Raw genomic sequence first — 18,593 nt, 5'->3', positions numbered from 1 at the left:
GCTGGCCAGCGGGCCGCCGGGCGGCCGGGGCCTGCGTCGATTTGGTGGGGCGTCAGATGCTGGGAAGTGGGGTGGAATGGGGTCGGGTGGGGGTCAGGTGCGGGCCGGGGTGGGGGTCGAGCCCTGGTCGGTGGGGCGGGTGCCCTGCGCGGGGAGCCGCGCAGGGGGCCGCGCGGGCTGGCGCACGGCGACCCGCGGGGTGCGGCTCTGCGCGGCCCGGGAGAAGTCCTGCCAGGCGCTGAGCGTGTCGCGTTCGAAGTTCTCCTCGGAGACCTCGGCGGCGATGGTCTCGCGGAGTTCCTTGCCGAGCTGTTCGACGCCGGCGGGGTCCGCGTACACCTGCCCGAGCGCCTCGGCCAGCCCGTCCGCACTGGGCAGGAACCGGTGCGCGGCGGGGAAGAACCGGCGCGCCTCGACCGCCGGCGAGTCGACCATCAACGTGCACACGCCCGACAGCGCCGCCTCCAGCGGGGTGATGCCCAGCGTCTCGTAGCGCGAGGGGCAGACGAAGACGCCGTTCGGCCGCGCCTGCTGGAACAGGGCGTGCAGTTGCGGGCCCGGCAGCTTGCCGACGGCGAGGAACTCCGAACGGTGCTCGTCGGGGACGCGGGCGCGCAGCACCTCGCGCGCGCCGTGGTCGTCGGGGCGGTCGCCGACGACCAGGATGCGCAGCGGCACGCCCCGCTTGCGGGCCTGGACGGCGCCGCTGACGAGGAGCTCGACGTTCTTGAAGTAGTCGAGCCTGGCGACGGCCGTGAAGACGAGGAGTTCGGCGCCGTCGACGAAGGCCGCAAGCCGCTGGTCGTGCAGCGGTTCGGGCACCTCGGGTGCCGTTATCGGCGGCCGGACCGCCCGTATGCGTTGCTCATCGACACCCCGGCCGAGCAGGTACTCGCGCTGGAGCCAAGAGTGCTGGAGCACAAACATGCGCCCGTTCGCCCGCACCCGGTTCAGGCCGAGTTCCTGGTGCTTGAAGAGGTGCAGCGCCTTGTCCGCATCGCCGAACGCCCGCGCCGTGTCCCGGGCCGAGAACATTTCGACGAAGTCGTGTACGAAAGGCCCGTGATGGGTCACGCAGCAGGCCAGCTCTTGCGGGTGGAAGCCGAGCAGGGCGTCCGTCTGGTAATAGAGCATGGCCTGTCCTGCCTGGCCGCGGAAACCGTGGTCGGCACAGAGCTGGGCCGCGGCCGTGGCGATGGCCTGGCTCACCGCGTCCGTGCTCATCTCGAAATTGAAGCGGAGCAAGGCGCAGCCCACGCCGGACCGCTGGACGAATTCGAGTTGCGGTTCCTCGCAGGACTCGTCCCGCTTGTAGAGGATGACGCCGGCGGCGAGTCCTGCTTTTTGCAGACAACGCAGTACGGATCGGGTGAAGGAAGTGGCGCCCACCTGCGCCGCTTCTGTTTCACTGTCCGGGAAATATCTCTCGTTGACGACGAGTATGCCGGCCATACGCGAATCACTTGAAGCCACTTTCACGAACTCCGGGTCTTAGTGGTTTGACGTCGTGACGTGTCGAGACGGAGTGCACCTGCGCTACAGGTCGGCGATCCGCCAGATGCCGATCGACTTGTCGGCGAATCGGTGCTCGACGGCGGCGCCCGCTTCGTCGGACACATAGCTCTCGGTGCAGTTCTCGTCGATGACGTAGGCGGGGGCGGGCAGCGAGAACGGCGCGCGGCAGAGGTTCAGGGAGCGCCAGCCACCGGTCTCGACATCGGCTGCGTTGCTGGTCCGGCCGGTGAAGGTGGTGGTGGCGAGGTAGCCCGAGCCGCTGCGCTTGACGTTGTCGATGGCGGCTTGCACGTCCGCGTTGCAGAAGTGCACCAGGCAGTCGCGCGAGAAGACCACGTCGACCTGCGGGAGCCTGCTGCGGGTGATGTCGAGGACGTGGAAGGTACGGCCCTGATCGGCAAAGTTCTGCCGGTTCCGCTCGATGACCTCGGGGACGACGTCGGCACCGAGGTAGGAGTCCACTCCGAGGTCCACCCTGGACATCCAGTAGAAATCACCGCACGGGATGTCCAGAATGCTGCGGGCGCCGATCCTGGTCAGCAGCGCCGGCAGTTCACGACGGAGCGCCTCGGTCTGTACGAGGTCCGATCCGCTGCCCGAACGTGACGGGTTCTCACCCTTTCCGTCACCCCCGGGAAAGAGTCTCCAGGATTCACTTTCGTAGAGTTCGCCGAAAATTCCCTGCATGGTGCGATCCGCCGGGTCATGGCCGGGTGGAATGACACGGGAGTGCCGAACGCCGGTATCGGAAGGCTTGCGGCGCATGTCGCTCATAACAACCCTTCACCTGAGAGCCGGGGAGACGGTGCAACCGGCCGGGAAGTATTGCCGATCCCCTGGTTCACCGTTGAGCCCAGGGGGTCTGTGAATCGTCGTAGACGTCCGCTCACTGATGCGCGGCAATAATTCTTGCACAGGACCGGTACATGTCTACTCGGCAATTGCCGGAAGCCGTTCCGCAGGCGCCCGAGCGGGCCCGTTTCCGCCCGTCGGCGGCCCGCAATTGTGGTCGGGCCACCACCGTCCGTGCAGGCGAGCGGCCCGCAGCGGGCAGGCCGGACGCGCCGCGCTGCCCGTTTCGGCGCCGAACGTGCCCGAGTCGTACCGACTGAGGTCCAGACCAGTCGCGCCCGGCCGTCCGCTGCCGCTCACCCTGACCACACCTGCCGGCCGACCGCACCACATCTGGTGGCCGCCGGGGAGGGGACGGGTGAGGCCGGTGGGGGTGATGTGGGTGACGGGGCCCGCCGCGGGCGACGGGTGGGCCGGCCGTGGCGTCGGGCCCGAACCCGCCCGCTACTGCGCCCGCTCCGCGTACATCTTGGCGATGACGTCCTCGATGTCCGGTTCCCGCACCGACAGGTCCACCAGCGGGTACGCGGCGGCCACCGCCGCCACGATCGGCGCGGCGCTCGCGGTGGCCGGGAACGCCAGCCACTGCCTGGCCCCTTCGACCCGCACCGTGCGCGCGCCGGGCACCCCGTCGATGGGCGGTGCCTCCCGCTCCAGGTCGACCACGAGGGTGCGCTCGCTCTCCCCCACCGCGTGCAGCCCCTCAAGCCCGCCGTCGTACATCACCCGCCCGTGGTCGATCACCATCACCCGCCGGCACAACTGCTCGATGTCGGTCAGGTCGTGCGTGGTCAGCAGCACGGTGGTGCCCTGCTCGGCGTTGACCTCGCGCAGGAAGTCCCGCACCTTCACCTTGCTGATCACGTCGAGGCCGATGGTGGGTTCGTCCAGGTAGAGCACGTCCGGGTCGTGCAGCAGGGCCGCCGCGATGTCGCCGCGCATCCGCTGGCCCAGCGAGAGCTGCCGCACCGGCACCTCCAACAGGGCGCCGAGGTCGAGCAGTTCCACGCACCGCTCCAGGTTGGCGCGGTACCGGTCGTCGGGGATCCGGTACATCCGCCGCACCAGCGCGTACGAGTCGCGCAGCGGCAGGTCCCACCAGAGCGTGGTGCGCTGCCCGAAGACCACGCCCATCCGGCGGGCCAGCCGGGAGCGGTCCCGGGACGGGTCGATGCCCGCCACCCGCAGCCGCCCGCCGCTGGGCACCAGGATGCCGGTCAGCATCTTGATGGTGGTGGACTTGCCGGCGCCGTTCGGCCCGATGTAGCCGACCATCTCGCCGCGCGGCACCCGGAAGCTGATCCCGTCCACGGCCCGCACCTCGCGCCGCTCGCGCCGCATGAAGCCCGTCTTGCGCCGCACGGTGAACACCTTCTCCACCCCGTCGACGTCGATGAACGCGGCATCGTCCGCCGTCATCGTCCTCTGCCCCTCTCTTGCTCTGCGTCTCTTCTTCGGTGTCTTCTTCGCCGTCTTCTTCGGTGGCTCGCCGCGTGTTCCCGCCACACGTTCACGCGTTCCCGCCACGCGTTCCGTCGCGCGTTCCCGCCACGCGTTCCCGCCACGCATTCCCTCCCGGGCCTCGTGTCGGGGTGCGGGGCGTCCGCGCGGGCGGGCCCGCACGCGCGTCATCGCGGGCCGGCCCGATCGGCCCCCGCGGGGGCCGCGGCCCGATGGGGCGCCAGGTCAGCTCCCCGTACTGCGGTAGCTGCGCAGCCCCGCCCGCCAGGCCAGCCCGGCGAGCGCGCAGCAGGCGGCGGCGACCAGCGGGGCGCCGAAGCCGATCCAGTCCGGCAGGCCGATCGGCTGCTCACGGCCGAGCACGTACAGCGCCGGGAACCAGTTGACGAAGGCCAGCGGCAGGACGAAGGTCACCGCCCGCACCAGGTCGGTGGTGAAGATCGTGGGCGGGTACTGGAGCAGCGTCGTACCGCCGTACGTGAACGAGTTCTGCACCTCGGCCGCGTCGCTGGCCCAGAACTGGAAGGCGGCGCCGGCCACGAACACCGACGTGAAGATGGCCGCCCCGCTGACCAGCATCAACGGCAGCAACACCACCCGGTCCCAGGTCCAGTCCACCTCCACCTCGGTCAGCGCCCAGCCGAGCAGGGCCAGCCCCTGGAGCACCCGCCCGATCCGGCGCAGCGCGAACCGGTCGGCGGCCACCTGCGCCAGCACCGGCACCGGCCGCACCAGCAGGGTGTCCATCGTGCCGTCGCGCACCCGCCGACCGATGCGTTCGGTGCTGCCGAAGAACAGGTCGGTGAGGCCGAAGGCGACGCTGCTGGTGCCGTACAGGAAGGCCATTTCGGCCAGGTCGAACCCGCCGAGCGCGTCGACGTGCGTGAACATCAGGCCGATGACCACGAAGTCCAGTGCGGTGACGGCGATGTTGCCGAGCGTCATGATGAGGAAGGAGGTGCGGTACGCCATCGTCGAGCGCACCCACATGCCCACGATCAGGAAGTACGCCCGGACGCCCTGGTAGGCCCGTGACTCAACCACCTTGGACCACCACCTTCCGCGTCGCCACCGACTGCACCGCGCGCCCGACGGCCAGCAGCGCGAGCGCCCAGCCGAGTTGGAAGGCGAAGGCGGCGAGGAGGCCGGTGCCCTGGTGCCTGCCGAGCAGCGCGTCGACCGGCACCTGGAGGATCGCCGCCCACGGCAGGGCCTCGGCGACGTCGCCGAGCGCCCCGGGGAAGACGTTGAGCGGCAGGATCATGCCCGAGAAGAACAGCGACAGGACGAGCCCGATCATGTTGATCCCGGACCCGTCGAGCAGCCAGAACGCGCTGAGCGCCAGCAAATAGCGCACCGCGAAGCTCACCAGCACCCCGAGCCCCAGCGCCAGCAGGAAGCACAGCCAGGTCAGCGGCGAGGTGGGCAGCGCGAGGTCGAAGGCGAGCGCGCCGGCCAGGATGGGCAGCACGCCGCGGCCCAGGAGTTGGAAGGTGGCCCGGCCGACGTCGGCTGCGAGCCACCACAGTTGGAGGTCGACCGGCCGGTACAGGTCGACGGCGACGTCCCCGCTGCGGATGCGTTCCTGCAACTCCTCGTGGAACCCGCCGCCGATCAGCGCGGACGCGGCCAGCACGCCCTGGGCCACCCAGACGTAGGTCAGGGCCTGCGCCAGGTCGTACCCGCCGAGCTGCGGGCGCTGCTCCCAGAGGGCCATATAGGTGTAGGCGACGATGAATCCGAAGACGCAGTTGGTGAACACTCCGGCGACGGTGGCCGCACGATAGGTGGCATAACGCCGAAATCCGCTCACCACCACGGCCAAGTACAGCCGCACTTTCCGCCCCTCCCCCGGCTGTCGGCACCAAAGTCCACGAGCCTAGAGCGACATAGAGCAGGCGAGCCAGGCATTATTCACCCTGTGGGGTGAGTCGCCCAGGCCAGTCGGCCGATCACAGAGCTGTCACGGATGCGCGCCGCCTCCGCCGCGCGGATCGCATGATGCGACAGTGGCACGTGGGGCGTACGACGCGAATCGCCCTACTTGACAGGATTTACGCCGTGGCATATCCCCCACGGCAGAACCGTGGGCGGCGGCCGAGGAGTCCCTACACACATGACCGACGAGCCTCAGCAACAGAGCGCCAAGGGCGACGGCAACGCCGCCGCCGCGGGGAGCGACCCCGGCGCCCAGGGCAGCGGTAGCGGCACCAAGCCCGCCGGCGGCCCCGCCGCCGACCGGCCTCGACCAGGCGGAACGGGCGCTCCCCCACAGGGCGCCGGCCAGCGCAGCGCCGACAGCCAAGACACCGACAGCCAGCGCTCCGGCTCATCCCGGACCGGCGCGGGCCACTCCTCCCCCCACGGCACCCCGCCGCGCCCCCCGCGCGGCTCCACCCCGACCGGCCCCGACACCGGCCCGGCACCCCGCGCCAAGGGCCCCACGACCCTCGGCGACGGTCTCGGCCAGCGCTCCACGGACGCGCCGGGACGCGAGGAGGCCACCGGCACGCTGCCCCGCCGCCCGGCCGGCCGACCGCCCGCGCCGCGCAAGGGCGAGGGCGGGCCCGCCGGCACCGCAGCCGCGGCGAGCGGGGACACCGGCCGACTGCCGGGCCCGCGCGCAGGATCGAGCTCGGGCTCGGTCACTGCCGGCTCCGGACCGGGCACCTCCGGCGGCAGCCTCTTCGAGCCCCGCAAGCCGCGTAACGGCGGTGCTGGCGGTGGCGGTGCTGGTGCTGGTGCTGGCGGTACCGGTACGGGCCGTCCCGGCACTCGCGGTGCGGGTGCCGGCGGTGCGGGTGTTGGCGGTACCGGTACGGGCGCTGCGGGTACGGGTGGCTCTGGTACGGGCGGTCCCGGTACTCGCGGTACCAGTACGGGCGCTGCGGGTACGGGCGCTACGGGTACGGGCAGTGCTGGTACGGGTGGTCCCGGTACCCGCAGCACGGGTGCGGGCGGTACCAGCACGGCTGGCCCCGGCACGAGCAGCCCCAGCACGAGCGACTCGGGCGGCAGCTTCTTCGAGCCCCGCAAGCCGCGTAACGGCGGTGCTGGTGCTGGCGGTACGGGTACGGGTGGTCCCGGTACCCGCAGTACGGGTACGGGTGATGCCGGTACCCGCAGCACGGGTACGGGTGATGCCGGTACCCGCGGTACGGGTACAAGCGATGCCGGTACCCGCGGCACCAGCACGGGCGCTCCTGGCGCGGGTGGCCCCGGTACGGGTGGTCCCAGCACTCGCGGTACCAGCACTCGCGGTACCAGTACCGGCGCTCCCGGTACCCGTGGTCCCGGTACCCGCAGTACCGGTACGGGTCGTCCCGGTGCCGGCCCCGGTGCCGGCGCTAGTGACGACCGGACCGCCCTGCTGCGCCCCACGCCGGGCGGTCCCGACCCCGCCGCCCCCGGGCGCGGCGGCCGGGCGACGCCCAGCGAGGAGACTGCGGTACTGCGCCCGACGTCGGACGGCCCCGCCGGGACGCGCCGCGGCAGGTCAGGACGCGGTGCGGCCGTCGCAGGTGGTGCGGCCGTCGCGGGCAGCGCGGCAGCGGCCGGTGGCGCGAAAGCCGCCGGGCGCGGCGCATCCACCGGCGCGGCAGCCGGAGGTGCGGCCGGTGCGGCCGGTGCGGCTGGTGCAGTCGGCGGTTCGGCCGCCGCGATGGCCGCGGGTGGCACGGGTGGGCCGGGCCGGAGCAGTGGTTCCGGCGCGGGTCGGCCCGGCGGCGGCCCCGGCAAGGGCGGCGCCGGCCGCAGCGGCCCGGCAGGACGCGCCGGAACCGGCCCCTCCGGGGCAGCCGGGGCCGGGGCGGGAGCGGGCGCAGGTGCCGGTTCCGGCGCGGGCGCCGGCGGTGCCGGCTCCGGCGGGTTCGGCGGCGGCGAGCCACCGAGCACCGGAGGCGGCCACGCCGCGGACGGCTGGCCCGACCGCCCGGACAACGACATAACGACCGTCGGCAAGGGCGGCAAGAACGCCAAGAAGGCCAAGAAGCAGCGGCGCAAGCGCACCGGCTGGCGCCGGGCGCTGCCCACCTGGCGGATGGTGCTCGGCGCGTTCCTGTTCCTGCTGGTCCTGATCGGCGGCACGCTGGTCACCGGCTACCTGCTGGTGGACATCCCGGCTGCGAACAAGGCGGCCATCGCGCAGAGCAACGTCTACCTGTACTCCGACGGCTCGCAGTTGGCCCGCGAGGGCGCCGTGAACCGCGAGAACGTGCCGCTCAGCAGCGTGCCCAAGACCACCCAGAACGCCGTGCTCGCCGCCGAGGACCGCGACTTCTACTCGGAGTCCGCGGTCAACCCGGCGGCCATGCTGCGCGCCGCCTGGAACACCGCGACCGGCAAGGGCAAGCAGTCCGGCTCGACCATCACCCAGCAGTACGTGAAGAACTACTACCTGGACCAGGACCAGACGGTCACCCGCAAGGCCAAGGAGTTCTTCATCGCGATCAAGCTGGACCGGGAGGTGAGCAAGAAGGACATCCTTGAGGGCTACCTCAACACCAGCTACTTCGGCCGCAACGCGTACGGCATCCAGTCGGCCGCGCAGGCGTACTACGGCAAGGACACCGACGAGCTGACCACCGGCGAGAGCGCGTACCTGGCCACCCTGCTGAACGCGCCGAGCGCGTACGACGTCGTGGTGCACCCGGAGAACAAGGAGCGCGCGGTCGCCCGCTGGGAGTACGTGCTGGGCGGCATGGTCGAGAAGGGCTGGCTGGACGAGGCCGAGCGCAAGACCATCAAGTTCCCCACCCCCGACCCCGCCAAGCCCACCTCCAGCATGTCCGGGCAGCGCGGCTACCTGGTCGAGGCGGTCAAGGACTACATCACCAGCAACAAGATCATCGACGAGAAGGACCTGGCGGCCGGCGGCTACCGGATCACCACCACCATCGACAAGAAGAAGCAGGACGCGTTCGTCGAGTCGGTCGACAAGAAGCTGATGCGCAAGCTCAGCAAGTCCAACAAGGTCGACAAGTACGTACGCGTCGGCGGCGCCTCCATCGACCCGGCCACCGGCAACGTGGTCGCGCTGTACGGCGGCATCGACTACACCAAGCAGTACGTCAACAACGCCACCCGACGCGACTACCAGGTCGGATCGACCTTCAAGCCGTTCGTCTTCACCTCGGCCGTGGAGAACGACTCGGTGACCCAGAGCGGCCAGCGGATCACCCCGAACACGGTCTACGACGGCACCAACAAGCGCCCCGTCGTCGGCGCCGGCGACGGCACCAGCTACGCGCCGGCCAACGAGGACGACTACTCGTACGGGCAGATCAACGTCACCGGCGCCACCGACAAGTCCGTCAACTCCGTCTACGCCCAGATGGCCGTGGACGTCGGCCCGGACAAGGTCAAGAAGACCGCGGTCAACCTCGGCATCCCCGAGCAGACCCCGGACCTCACCGCCAGCCCGTCCATCGCACTCGGCCCCGCCAACGCCAGCGTCCTCGACATGACCGGCGCGTACGCCACGCTCGCCAACCACGGCAAGCACGCCCCGTACGGCCTGGTCGTGGAGATCACCAAGGACGGCGGCAAGGTCGAACTGCCGGACCGCACCCCCGAGCAGGGCGTGGCCCGCGACGCGGCCGACACCACCACCGCGATCCTCCAGAGCGTGGTGCAGGGCGGCACCGGCACCGCGGCGCTCGCCGCCGACCGCCCGGCCGCCGGCAAGACCGGCACCGCCGAGGAGGACAAGGCGGCCTGGTTCGCCGGCTACACGCCCGACCTGGCCACCGTGGTCGCGGTGATGGGCCAGGACTCCAACACCGGCGCGCAGAAGCCGCTGTACGGGGCGACCGGGCTCCGGCGCATCAACGGCGGCGGCTACCCGGCCGAGATCTGGGCCGCGTACACCAAGAAGGCGCTGGCCGGGAAGGAGCCGGTCGAGTTCGACCTCAAGCTGGAGGAGGGCGCCGACGACACGTCGCTGCCCCCGTCGGCCCCGGCCGACACCCCGACCGACAGCGAGACGGAGCCGACGGACGAGCCCTCGGCCCCCGAGAGCGACGAGCCCAGCGCCCCGACGGACACCCCGTCCGACGACCCCACGACGTCCACCCCCGAGGTGCCGACCACGCCCACCTTCACCCCACCCACCGGCGGCCTCCCCGGCGGCGGCGTCTCCGGTGACCCGGGCGGCCCGATAGGCACCCCCGGCGGGGCGGGTGGTGGCCCCGGCGGGGACCCAGGCGGCGAAACGGGCACTCCGGGCGGCGCGGGTGGCGCCCCCGGCGGTGCGGGCGGGCCCGCGGGCCCGGGCGGCGAGGGCAGCCCCGGCGGCGGCGACGCCGCGGGCACGGACCCCGGCACGAACGCCACCACCGGCACCGGCTGACCCAGCCAGCCACCACCCACCCATGCGACAGCCGCTCCCTACCCGGGGGGCGGCTGTCGGCGTTCGCCCCGCGGGTGGGTGGCTGCCGCCGATCACCACGGGTGGCTGTCGCCGCTTCCCGTACGGGGGCTGTCGCCGCTTCCCACAGCCATCCCGCACCCACCCACCCATCTCCCACCCCCGCCCACGAAGGTGGCCCGCCCGCCTGACCAACCCGAGACACCGAAGACACCCAAGACACCCGAGACAACCAAGACACCAACCCCACAGCCAGTCAGCCACCTGGCCACCCAGACAGCGAACGCCAACACCCTTGCGGACCAAGGGAGTTACCGCCAGGACAGGTCACCGCACAACCCGATTCGTACGACTCACCGGGCACAGGAAATCCACCGGGCCACCGAACCGCAAGGCTGCCGGGGCTGCCACATCGCGGGGCCGCGGAGTCACACGTGGGAGCAGCAGGCCCGACACACCCAGGGCACACCCGGAACACACCCAGAGCGGCTAGCGCACCGCCACAGAGAGAAAGGTCGCGGCGTCGACGCCGCCCGCGAGAGGGAGTTCCCACCTCTCGCCACTCTCAACGTATAGCGCACGGGGGGCCTTGCGGCAAGGCCCCTCCGGTGGGGCAGAATCCGCGGACCGAGAGCGGAACCCACAGAATTGCGAGATACGCGAAGTGCATTGGCTGTTGTCCGTCATCGAGCCGTATGCCGGCTGCCAGACCCCGGCTCCCCACCCCGTACGGGCGCACACCGGCGCCGAGCCCACAGCCGCACCACGGACCGTCGCGGCGCCGACCCCGCACCGGAGCTGATGCCATGAACCCCCTGACCACCAGCGCCTTCCAGCTCCCCGACCGGCTCGCGGGCAAGGCCACCCCGGCGCTGATCGGCGGCGACGAGCAGCAGTTCGCCGCCATCGCCCACTGCCTCGAAACCTCGATCGCCGAACTCGAAGGGCGGCTCGACGCGACCCGCAAGGCACCGGGCGGCATCGGCCGCGCGGCCCTGGACCGGGACGTCGAGATCCACCAACTCACCGCCAGGCTCCGCACGTTGCGCCGCTTCGGGCTCGACCTGTGCCTGGGACACATGGTCCCCGCCGACGGCGGGGCGCCGGTGTACGTCGGTCGCCTCGGCCTCACCGACGACACCGGCAACCGGCTGCTGCTCGACTGGCGCTCGCCGGCGGCCGAACCCTTCTTCGCCGCCACCCACGCCCACCCGATGGGCCTGGCGAGCCGCCGCCGCTACCGCTGGACCGCCGGCCGGGTCAGCGACTACTGGGACGAGGTGTTCACCACCGACGGCCTGGCCGGGCACGCCGCGCTCGACGACCAGTCCGCGTTCATCGCCAGCCTGGGCGGCGACCGGTCGGACCGGATGCGCGACGTGCTCGCCACCATCCAGGCCGACCAGGACGCCATCATCAGGGCCGGCTCGCGCGGCGCGCTCGTCGTCGACGGCGGCCCCGGCACCGGCAAGACCGTCGTCGCCCTGCACCGCGCCGCCCACCTGCTCTACGCCGACCCGCGCCTTCGCCACCGCCGCGGCGGCGTGCTGTTCGTCGGCCCGCACCAGCCCTACCTGTCGTACGTCGCCGACGTCCTGCCCAGCCTCGGCGAAGAGGGCGTCCGCACCTGCACCCTGCGCGACCTGCTCCCCGAGGGCGCGGCGGCCACCGAGGAACGCGACCCGCAGGTGGCCGCGCTCAAGTCCACCGCCGACCTCGTACGGGCCGTCGAACCGGCCGTCGCACTCTACGAGGAGCCACCCACCGAAGCCACCGAGATCAGCACCCACTGGGCCGACCTGTGGATCGGGCCCGACGACTGGGCCGCCGCGTTCGCCGCCGTCGAACCCGGCACCCCGCACAACGAGGCGCACGACCAGATCCGCGAAGCACTCATCGCCGCGCTCATCGAGCAGGACGACAGCGACGCCACCCCCGAACTCCTGCGCCGCGCACTGCTCAACCACCCCGAACTGACCCGGGCCCTGCACCGCGCCTGGCCGCTCATCGAACCCGGCGACCTGCTCTCCGACCTCTGGTCCGTCCCCGCCTACCTGCGCAGATGCGCCCCCTGGCTGAGCCCGGCGGACGTCCGCGCGCTCCACCGACCGGCCGACCACGGCTGGACCGTCGCCGACCTGCCGCTACTCGACGCGGCCCGGCAACGCCTCGGCGACCCGCAAGCTTCCGTACGCAAGCGCCGCCAGGAAGCGGCCGTCGCCGCCGAACGGGCCCGCCGGGCCGACGTCATCGACGGGCTGCTGGCCGCCGACGACGACGGCGAGGGCGCCGTGACCATGCTGCACGGCCGCGACCTCCAAGACGGCCTGATCGACCACGACGCGCTGGCCGGGCTCGAACGGGAGCCGCTGGCCGGCCCGTTCGCGCACATCGTCGTGGACGAGGCGCAGGAGCTCACCGACGCCGAATGGCAGATGCTGCTGCTGCGCTGCCCCTCTCGCAGCTTCACCATCGTCGGCGACCGCGCCCAGGCCAGGCACGGCTTCACCGAGTCGTGGCAACAGCGCCTGGAACGGGTCGGGCTCGACCGGGTCACGGTCGCCTCGCTCAGCATCAACTACCGCACTCCCGAACCGGTGATGGCCGAGGCCGAACGCGTCATCCGCAGCGCCCTGCCGGACGCCAACGTGCCGACCTCCATCCGCACCGACGGCGCCCCCGTCCACCACGGTTCGACCGCCGAACTCGACGCGATCGTCGCCGACTGGCTCGCCACCCACCCCGACGGCACCGGCTGCGTCATCGGCGCCCCCACCTTCCCGGCCACCCCCCGCGTCCGCTCACTGCCCCCGGAGTTGACCAAGGGCCTGGAGTTCGACCTGGTCGTGGTGGTCGACCCACAGGCGTACGGCGAGGGCGTCGAAGGCGCCGTCGACCGCTACGTCGCGATGACCCGGGCCACCCGCCAACTGGTCGTCCTCACGAGCACGTGACCCCGCGCGCCCCCGCGCGGGCGCGCGTACGGGAGGGGCGGGACGGGAGGCAGTGGGCCCGGCAGCGGACGCGCGGGTACGCGGCGGCAGGTACGCCGGCAGGGTGCGCGACGGCCACGCCGCGGGCGGCGCGGGACGCGGCAGGGGCACCCCACCGCGGGGCAACCGCTGCCGCCCCGCCGTCACCCCGCCGCGCTCCCGGCCTCCGCGGCCGTGGTCCGCACCACGGCCAAGTACTCCGCGATGGCGTCCCGGTTGCGGGTCAGACAGTCGATGCGGGAGGTCATCCGGGCGAGTTCGCCCTCCAACGTGGCCAGCATCTCCGGCGTGGCGTCCGGGAAGTGGATCGTGCGCGGCTTGTCCAGGCAGGGCAGGATCTGCTTGATGATCCGCGTCGGCAGCCCCGCGTCGAGCAGCCCCCTGATCTGCAACACCCGGTCCACGAAGCGCTCGTCGTACGCCCGGTAGCCGTTCGCGCAGCGGTACGGGACGATCAGGCCCTGTTCCTCGTAGTAGCGCAGCAGCCGCCGCGGCGTACCGGTACGTTCCGCCAACTCTCCGATGCGCATCCGCCCACCCCCGCACGACCCGACTTGACCTTCACATCAATGTGATGGTTTGAGCATACCGAGCATGCGCACCCACACCCCGCACAGCACACCCGACCCCACCCCCGACCAGACCCCCGCCACCGCCCACACGGCCCCGCAGCCGACCGACCGGGCACGGGACGACCAGGCCCTGAACGGCAAGACGCAACACGACCAGGCCCGGGACGACCACACACAGAACCACCGGCCGCCGAACGACCAGCCCCCAACCACCCCCACCACCAGACTCCCGTACGCCGCCCTGCTCGCGCTGGCCACGGCCGTCTTCATCACCAGCCTCACCGAGACCCTGCCGGCCGGCGTGCTGCCCGCCATGAGCGGCAGCCTCGGCGTCAGCGAATCCGCGATGGGCCAGTCGATCACCATCTACGCCATCGGCACCGCCCTCACCGCGCTCCCGCTCTCCGCCGCCACCGCGGGCTGGCGCCGCAAGCGGCTGCTGCTGACCGCGATGGCCGGGTTCGCCGCCGCCAACACCGTCACCGCACTGTCCACGGACTACCTGCTCACCATGGCCGCCAGGTTCCTCGCCGGGGTGGCCGCCGGCCTCGCCTGGGCGCTGCTCGCCGGCTACGCCAGGCGACTGGTCCCGGCCCACCTCGGCGGCAAGGCCATCGCCCTGGTCATGACCGGCATCCCGCTGGCCCTCTCGCTCGGCGTGCCCGCCGGCGCGTTCCTCGGCTCCACGATCGGCTGGCGGGCCACGTTCGGGCTGATGACCGCGCTCACGCTCGCGCTGCTCGGCTGGATCGCCACCGCCGTACCCGACCAGGAAGGCCAACGCCCCGGGGCCCGCGCCCCCATGCTGCGGGCGCTGGCCGTACCCGGCGTCGCCCCGGTCCTCTTCGTCACCCTGGTCTTCGTCCTGGCCCACACCGTGCTCTACACCTACATCGCCAGCTACCTCGACCACCTCGGCCTCGGCGGCTCCACCGACGTGGTGCTGCTGGTCTTCGGCGGCGCCTCGCTGCTCAGCATCTGGATCGTGGGCAGCCTCATCTCCCGCCACCTACGGGCCCTGACCATCGCCAGCACCCTGCTCTTCGCGGCGGCGGCCACCGTACTCGCGGCGCTCTCCGACCACACCGTCCCGGTCTACGCGGCCGTCACGCTCTGGGGGCTCGGCTGGGGCGGCGCCCCCACGCTGCTCCAGACCGCCGTCGGCGAGGCGGGCGGCGAGGCCGCGGACGCCGCCCAGGCCATGCTCGTGACGCTGTGGAACGCGGCCATGGCCGGCGGCGGCGTCCTCGGCGGCGTCCTGCTCGGCCTGGTCGGCACCACGGCCTTCCCGTGGACCGTGCTCGCCCTGCTCGCCCCGGTCCTCGCCGTGGTCGTCGCGGCCCGCACGCACGGCTTCCCGAGCCGCCGCCAGGCCCGCACCACCTGATCCACGGGGTACGGAGAAGGAGCAGAACGCGACGGGCGGGGCACGGGCGCCGGCCCGTACCCCGCCCGATCAGCGGCTCGTTCAGTGGCTCGTTCAGTGGCTTGGTGCGCGGCTCGTCCAGCGGCCCGCTCAGTGCCCCGAAGTGGCCTTCAGGCCCACGACCGCGACCAGCAGCAACACCACGAAGAAGATCCGGGCGGCGGTGGCGGGCTCGTTCAGCACCACCATGCCGAGCACCGCGGCCCCGGCGGCGCCGATGCCGACCCACACGCCGTACGCGGTCCCGATCGGCAGCGTCTTCGCGGCCTGCGCCAACAGCATCATGCTCGCGACGATCCCCGCACCGGTGAACACGCTCGGCCACAGCCGCGTGAACCCCTCGGTGTACTTCATCCCGATCGACCAGCCGACCTCCAACAGACCGGCGACGATCAACAGGACCCAGGCCATGACGGCACCTCCGTGAATCACGAACTTCAACAGGGGTGCGTCGTCTTTGCTTGACCCGGTACGGCGCGTCTCGTCGGGATGTCTTCGACCCTAGCAAGTCACGCCGCGCCGGGTGGTGACGGAGACCACCCGCCAGCCAGGCCGTACGGGTCCTGCGGGGCTGCGGGGCTGCGGGGCTGCGGGGCTGCGGCCGACGACTACAGGTAGAGCCCCGTGGAGTCCTCCGACCCCTCCAGGCGCTCCGCCGCCACCGCGTGCAGGTCCCGCTCGCGCATCAGCACGTACGCGACGCCCCGCACCTCCACCTCGGCCCGGTCCTCGGGGTCGTACAACACCCGGTCCCCCGGCTCCACGGTCCGTACGTTCTGCCCGACCGCGACCACCTCGGCCCAGGCGAGCCGCCGACCGACCGCGGCGGTGGCCGGAATCACGATGCCGCCGCTGGAACGGCGCTCGCCCTCCGGAATGTCGGTACGAACCAGCACCCGGTCATGCAACATCCGGATGGGCAACTTGTCGTGGGACGTCTTGGCACTCACGCCATGAAGGTACCTGCCCCGGCCGCCCCCGCACGCCGACGGGTCCGCCCACTGGCCACCCGGCCCGCCGCGGGCACCCGGGCGCGACACGGCCCGGGCGCGGGGCGGGCGCGGGGCGGGCGCGGACGCCGCCCGGTGGGCCCTGGCCCAGCGGGGCGCCGGGCCGCCGCAGGTCAGTCCTTGCTGCGCCGCGAGGCCGTCAGCAGCCCGACCACCGCCACCGCGATGAGCGCGACCGGCACGATGCGCTCGATGCGCGGCGCGCCGTCCTCGGTCACGAACTGCGAGCGCAGATCGGTCACCGCCCGGTTCGCGGCCACGTACGCCTGCCCGGCCGTACGGTCCACCGCCCCGGCCACCTTCGCCTTGGCGTCACCGATGATCGTCTTCGGGTGCACCCGGATGCCGATCTCATCGAGCGTCACAGCGAGCGCTTGCCGCCTGCGGGCGATATCAGCCTCGATCTGCGCAGGGGTCCTGGCTTCCGACACCTCGCTGCCTCCGTCAATTCTCGATGGTCGTAGTGGACAGTCTGTCAGGTCGGCCGGATTCATGCCCCACGGAATCCCCCATCGTGGACCTGGCTACTGTCAGGGCAGCGGAAACACCCCTCTAAGGAGAGCCATGAGCGAGCGACTTCAGCCCGGCGACACCGCGCCGCCCTTCACCCTCCCCGACGCGGACGGGAAGCAGGTGTCCCTCGCCGACCATGCCGGCCGCAAGGTCATCGTCTACTTCTACCCGGCGGCCCTCACCCCCGGCTGCACCAAGCAGGCGTGTGACTTCACCGACAATCTCGACTTCCTGGCCGGCCACGGCTACGACGTGATCGGCATCTCGCCCGACAAGCCGGAGAAGCTGGCCAAGTTCCGCGAGAAGGAAGAGCTGAAGGTCACCCTCCTCGGCGACCCGGAGAAGGCCGTCCTGGAGGCGTACGGCGCCTACGGCGAGAAGAAGCTCTACGGCAAGACCGTGACCGGCGTCATCCGCTCCACGATCATCGTGGACGAACAGGGCAAGGTCGAACGCGCCCTCTACAACGTCAAGGCGACCGGCCACGTAGCAAAGATCATCAAGGACCTGGGCCTCTAACCCGACCCCGTGCCCTCGGGGCCCCACCCCACCCGCCACCCCGCCCTCACCCCGGGGGCCCATCCCATCCGGGCCTCGCCTCCACTGCCCCGACCCACGGCCGAATTCCAGCCAGTCAGCATTTCCTTGCGATCTGGGCGTGACGCTGCCGGCCGGGAATCGTTTACCAGTTCGATGGGGGACGCGACGGACAGAGGTCGCCCATCCCTTCCGGGCGTGATCACGCACCGGCGGGGTGAGGTGGGGCGGTCGAGGAGGGGGCCGGGGTGGGGGCTTGGGATGGGGCGGGCGCCGCGGGGCCGGGCGGGAGCTCGCCGGGGGTGGCGGACGTCGCCAGCGCCGTGGCTCGTTGCACGTCATGGGCGGCGGTGCTGCGGCAGCTCGGCGTGCGGCCCAGCAGTGGCCGCCGCCGTTCCCTGCAACGGTTCGTCGCGGAGCACGGCATCGACGCCGCCCACCTGACCTCCCGAGGGGCCCGGCAGACCTACTCGGACGCGGACCTGCGCCGGGCCGTCGCCATGTCCACGACCCTGCGCGAGGTGGCCCACCACCTCGGTGCGAAGCCGGCCCCCGGCACCCTCTCGCACCTCGGCAGACGCATCGCCGCAGCGTCCCTCGACACCCGCCACTTCCGGGCCCTGCACCGCCGCGCCCCCGAGCTGTCGTACGACCGTGCCGAGCTCGTACGGGCCGCCGCGGCGGCGGGCAGCCTGCGCGAGGTGGCGCAGGCGCTCGGCATACCGCAGGACACGCGTTCCCGGTCCGCCCTGCGCAGACTGCTGGCACGCCAGGCCGTCGACGTCAGCCACTTCCGGCACGCCCGCAGGTCCCGGCCGGACCGGGAGCTCACCGCGGCGGTGGCCGGGGCGACGAGTTACGCCGCGGTCGTCAGGGCGCTCGGCCTACCGCCCCACGACACGAGCACCCGCCGCGTGCAGCGCTGGGTGGCGGAACTCGGCCTGGACACCGCACACTTCACCCGCACCTCTAGACGCACCCACACCCAGCCCCGCCGTCCCGGCCGGGGCGCTCGGGCCCGCGACGTCCTCACGGTGCGGCCGGCCGGCTCGCCCCGCGTGCGGCGGGAGCGGTTGCACCGGGCGCTGACCGACATCGGCGTGCCCGCCCGGTGCGCCTTCTGCGGCAACACCGGCGAGTGGCGCGGGCGGCGGATCACCTTGCAGATCGACCACGTCAACGGCGACTGGTGCGACAACCGCCCCCAGAACCTGCGCTACCTCTGCCCCAATTGCCATGCGACCACCGACACCTGGTGCCGCAAGGGGAGCTACGGGGCCGGCCCCGACGGGCCGCGGTGACCTCCCGAGGAGGTCAGACTGCCCAGCACCCGCCCCGCCCGCTACC

14 protein-coding genes and 1 riboswitch are annotated in these 18,593 nt (G+C 72.3%); of the genes, 5 read left to right on the top strand and 9 right to left on the bottom strand.

Features of this window, described 5'->3' with window-relative positions:
• Window positions 1-93: 93 nt before the first annotated feature.
• The 5 genes from ACMA1D_RS28255 to ACMA1D_RS28235 form a co-directional block, all read right to left on the bottom strand.
• Window positions 94-1,452, bottom strand: coding sequence for a glycosyltransferase family 4 protein (locus ACMA1D_RS28255; protein ID WP_414726819.1), 1,359 nt, complete (start codon window positions 1,450-1,452; stop codon window positions 94-96).
• Between the two features lie 84 nt (window positions 1,453-1,536).
• Window positions 1,537-2,202: a class I SAM-dependent methyltransferase gene (locus ACMA1D_RS28250; RefSeq protein ID WP_414726818.1), complete on the bottom strand. Its 666-nt coding sequence runs from the start codon at window positions 2,200-2,202 to the stop codon at window positions 1,537-1,539.
• Between the two features lie 609 nt (window positions 2,203-2,811).
• Window positions 2,812-3,786, bottom strand: coding sequence for an ABC transporter ATP-binding protein (locus tag ACMA1D_RS28245; protein ID WP_414726817.1), 975 nt, complete (start codon window positions 3,784-3,786; stop codon window positions 2,812-2,814).
• Window positions 3,787-4,053: 267 nt separating this feature from the next.
• A complete protein-coding gene (locus tag ACMA1D_RS28240; RefSeq protein WP_414726829.1) occupies window positions 4,054-4,818 on the bottom strand; it encodes an ABC transporter permease in 765 nt (254 codons plus the stop codon).
• 46 nt (window positions 4,819-4,864) lie between these two features.
• Complete coding sequence (locus ACMA1D_RS28235) at window positions 4,865-5,665, bottom strand: ABC transporter permease (protein ID WP_414726816.1); 801 nt, start codon at window positions 5,663-5,665, stop codon at window positions 4,865-4,867.
• Between the two features lie 1,824 nt (window positions 5,666-7,489).
• On the opposite strand from ACMA1D_RS28235, the gene ACMA1D_RS28230 reads away from it, so the two are divergent.
• Together ACMA1D_RS28230 and helR are read left to right on the top strand one after the other, a co-directional pair.
• Window positions 7,490-10,177 carry a transglycosylase domain-containing protein gene (locus tag ACMA1D_RS28230; RefSeq protein ID WP_414726815.1) on the top strand — a complete coding sequence of 896 codons (2,688 nt, stop codon included), beginning with the start codon at window positions 7,490-7,492 and terminating at the stop codon, window positions 10,175-10,177.
• An 824-nt stretch (window positions 10,178-11,001) separates the two neighbouring features.
• On the top strand, window positions 11,002-13,149 hold the full coding sequence (gene helR / locus ACMA1D_RS28225; protein ID WP_414726814.1) for an RNA polymerase recycling motor ATPase HelR: 2,148 nt from the start codon (window positions 11,002-11,004) through the stop codon (window positions 13,147-13,149).
• A gap of 182 nt (window positions 13,150-13,331) precedes the next feature.
• Here helR and ACMA1D_RS28220 read toward each other — a convergent pair whose 3' ends face one another.
• Window positions 13,332-13,718 (bottom strand): MerR family transcriptional regulator, encoded by a 387-nt coding sequence (locus ACMA1D_RS28220; protein ID WP_414726813.1) that lies wholly within the window; start codon window positions 13,716-13,718, stop codon window positions 13,332-13,334.
• Between the two features lie 64 nt (window positions 13,719-13,782).
• Here ACMA1D_RS28220 and ACMA1D_RS28215 point away from each other — a divergent pair, with 64 nt between their 5' ends.
• Complete coding sequence (locus tag ACMA1D_RS28215) at window positions 13,783-15,147, top strand: MFS transporter (protein ID WP_414726812.1); 1,365 nt, start codon at window positions 13,783-13,785, stop codon at window positions 15,145-15,147.
• A gap of 129 nt (window positions 15,148-15,276) precedes the next feature.
• Here the strand turns inward: ACMA1D_RS28215 and ACMA1D_RS28210 are convergent, their stop codons facing one another.
• The 3 genes from ACMA1D_RS28210 to ACMA1D_RS28200 form a co-directional block, all read right to left on the bottom strand.
• Window positions 15,277-15,597, bottom strand: a complete 321-nt coding sequence (locus ACMA1D_RS28210; protein ID WP_349996862.1) for a multidrug efflux SMR transporter — start codon at window positions 15,595-15,597, stop codon at window positions 15,277-15,279.
• A 34-nt stretch (window positions 15,598-15,631) separates the two neighbouring features.
• Window positions 15,632-15,702: riboswitch (guanidine-III (ykkC-III) riboswitch) on the bottom strand.
• 92 nt (window positions 15,703-15,794) lie between these two features.
• The gene (locus tag ACMA1D_RS28205) at window positions 15,795-16,097 is read right to left on the bottom strand and encodes a GroES family chaperonin (RefSeq protein WP_055473105.1); all 303 of its coding nucleotides are present in this window, start codon (window positions 16,095-16,097) and stop codon (window positions 15,795-15,797) included.
• 212 nt (window positions 16,098-16,309) lie between these two features.
• Window positions 16,310-16,627, bottom strand: a complete 318-nt coding sequence (locus tag ACMA1D_RS28200; RefSeq protein WP_349996860.1) for a DUF3618 domain-containing protein — start codon at window positions 16,625-16,627, stop codon at window positions 16,310-16,312.
• A gap of 133 nt (window positions 16,628-16,760) precedes the next feature.
• Here ACMA1D_RS28200 and bcp point away from each other — a divergent pair, with 133 nt between their 5' ends.
• Together bcp and ACMA1D_RS28190 are read left to right on the top strand one after the other, a co-directional pair.
• A complete protein-coding gene (bcp, locus tag ACMA1D_RS28195; protein ID WP_414726811.1) occupies window positions 16,761-17,228 on the top strand; it encodes a thioredoxin-dependent thiol peroxidase in 468 nt (155 codons plus the stop codon).
• Between the two features lie 320 nt (window positions 17,229-17,548).
• Window positions 17,549-18,547, top strand: a complete 999-nt coding sequence (locus ACMA1D_RS28190) for an HNH endonuclease (protein WP_414726810.1) — start codon at window positions 17,549-17,551, stop codon at window positions 18,545-18,547.
• Window positions 18,548-18,593 lie beyond the last annotated feature (46 nt).

It is taken from the genome of Streptomyces sp. 796.1 (genome assembly GCF_047525675.1).
GTDB lineage: Bacteria > Actinomycetota > Actinomycetes > Streptomycetales > Streptomycetaceae > Streptomyces.
This window is presented reverse-complemented; position numbering and strand designations above follow the sequence as displayed.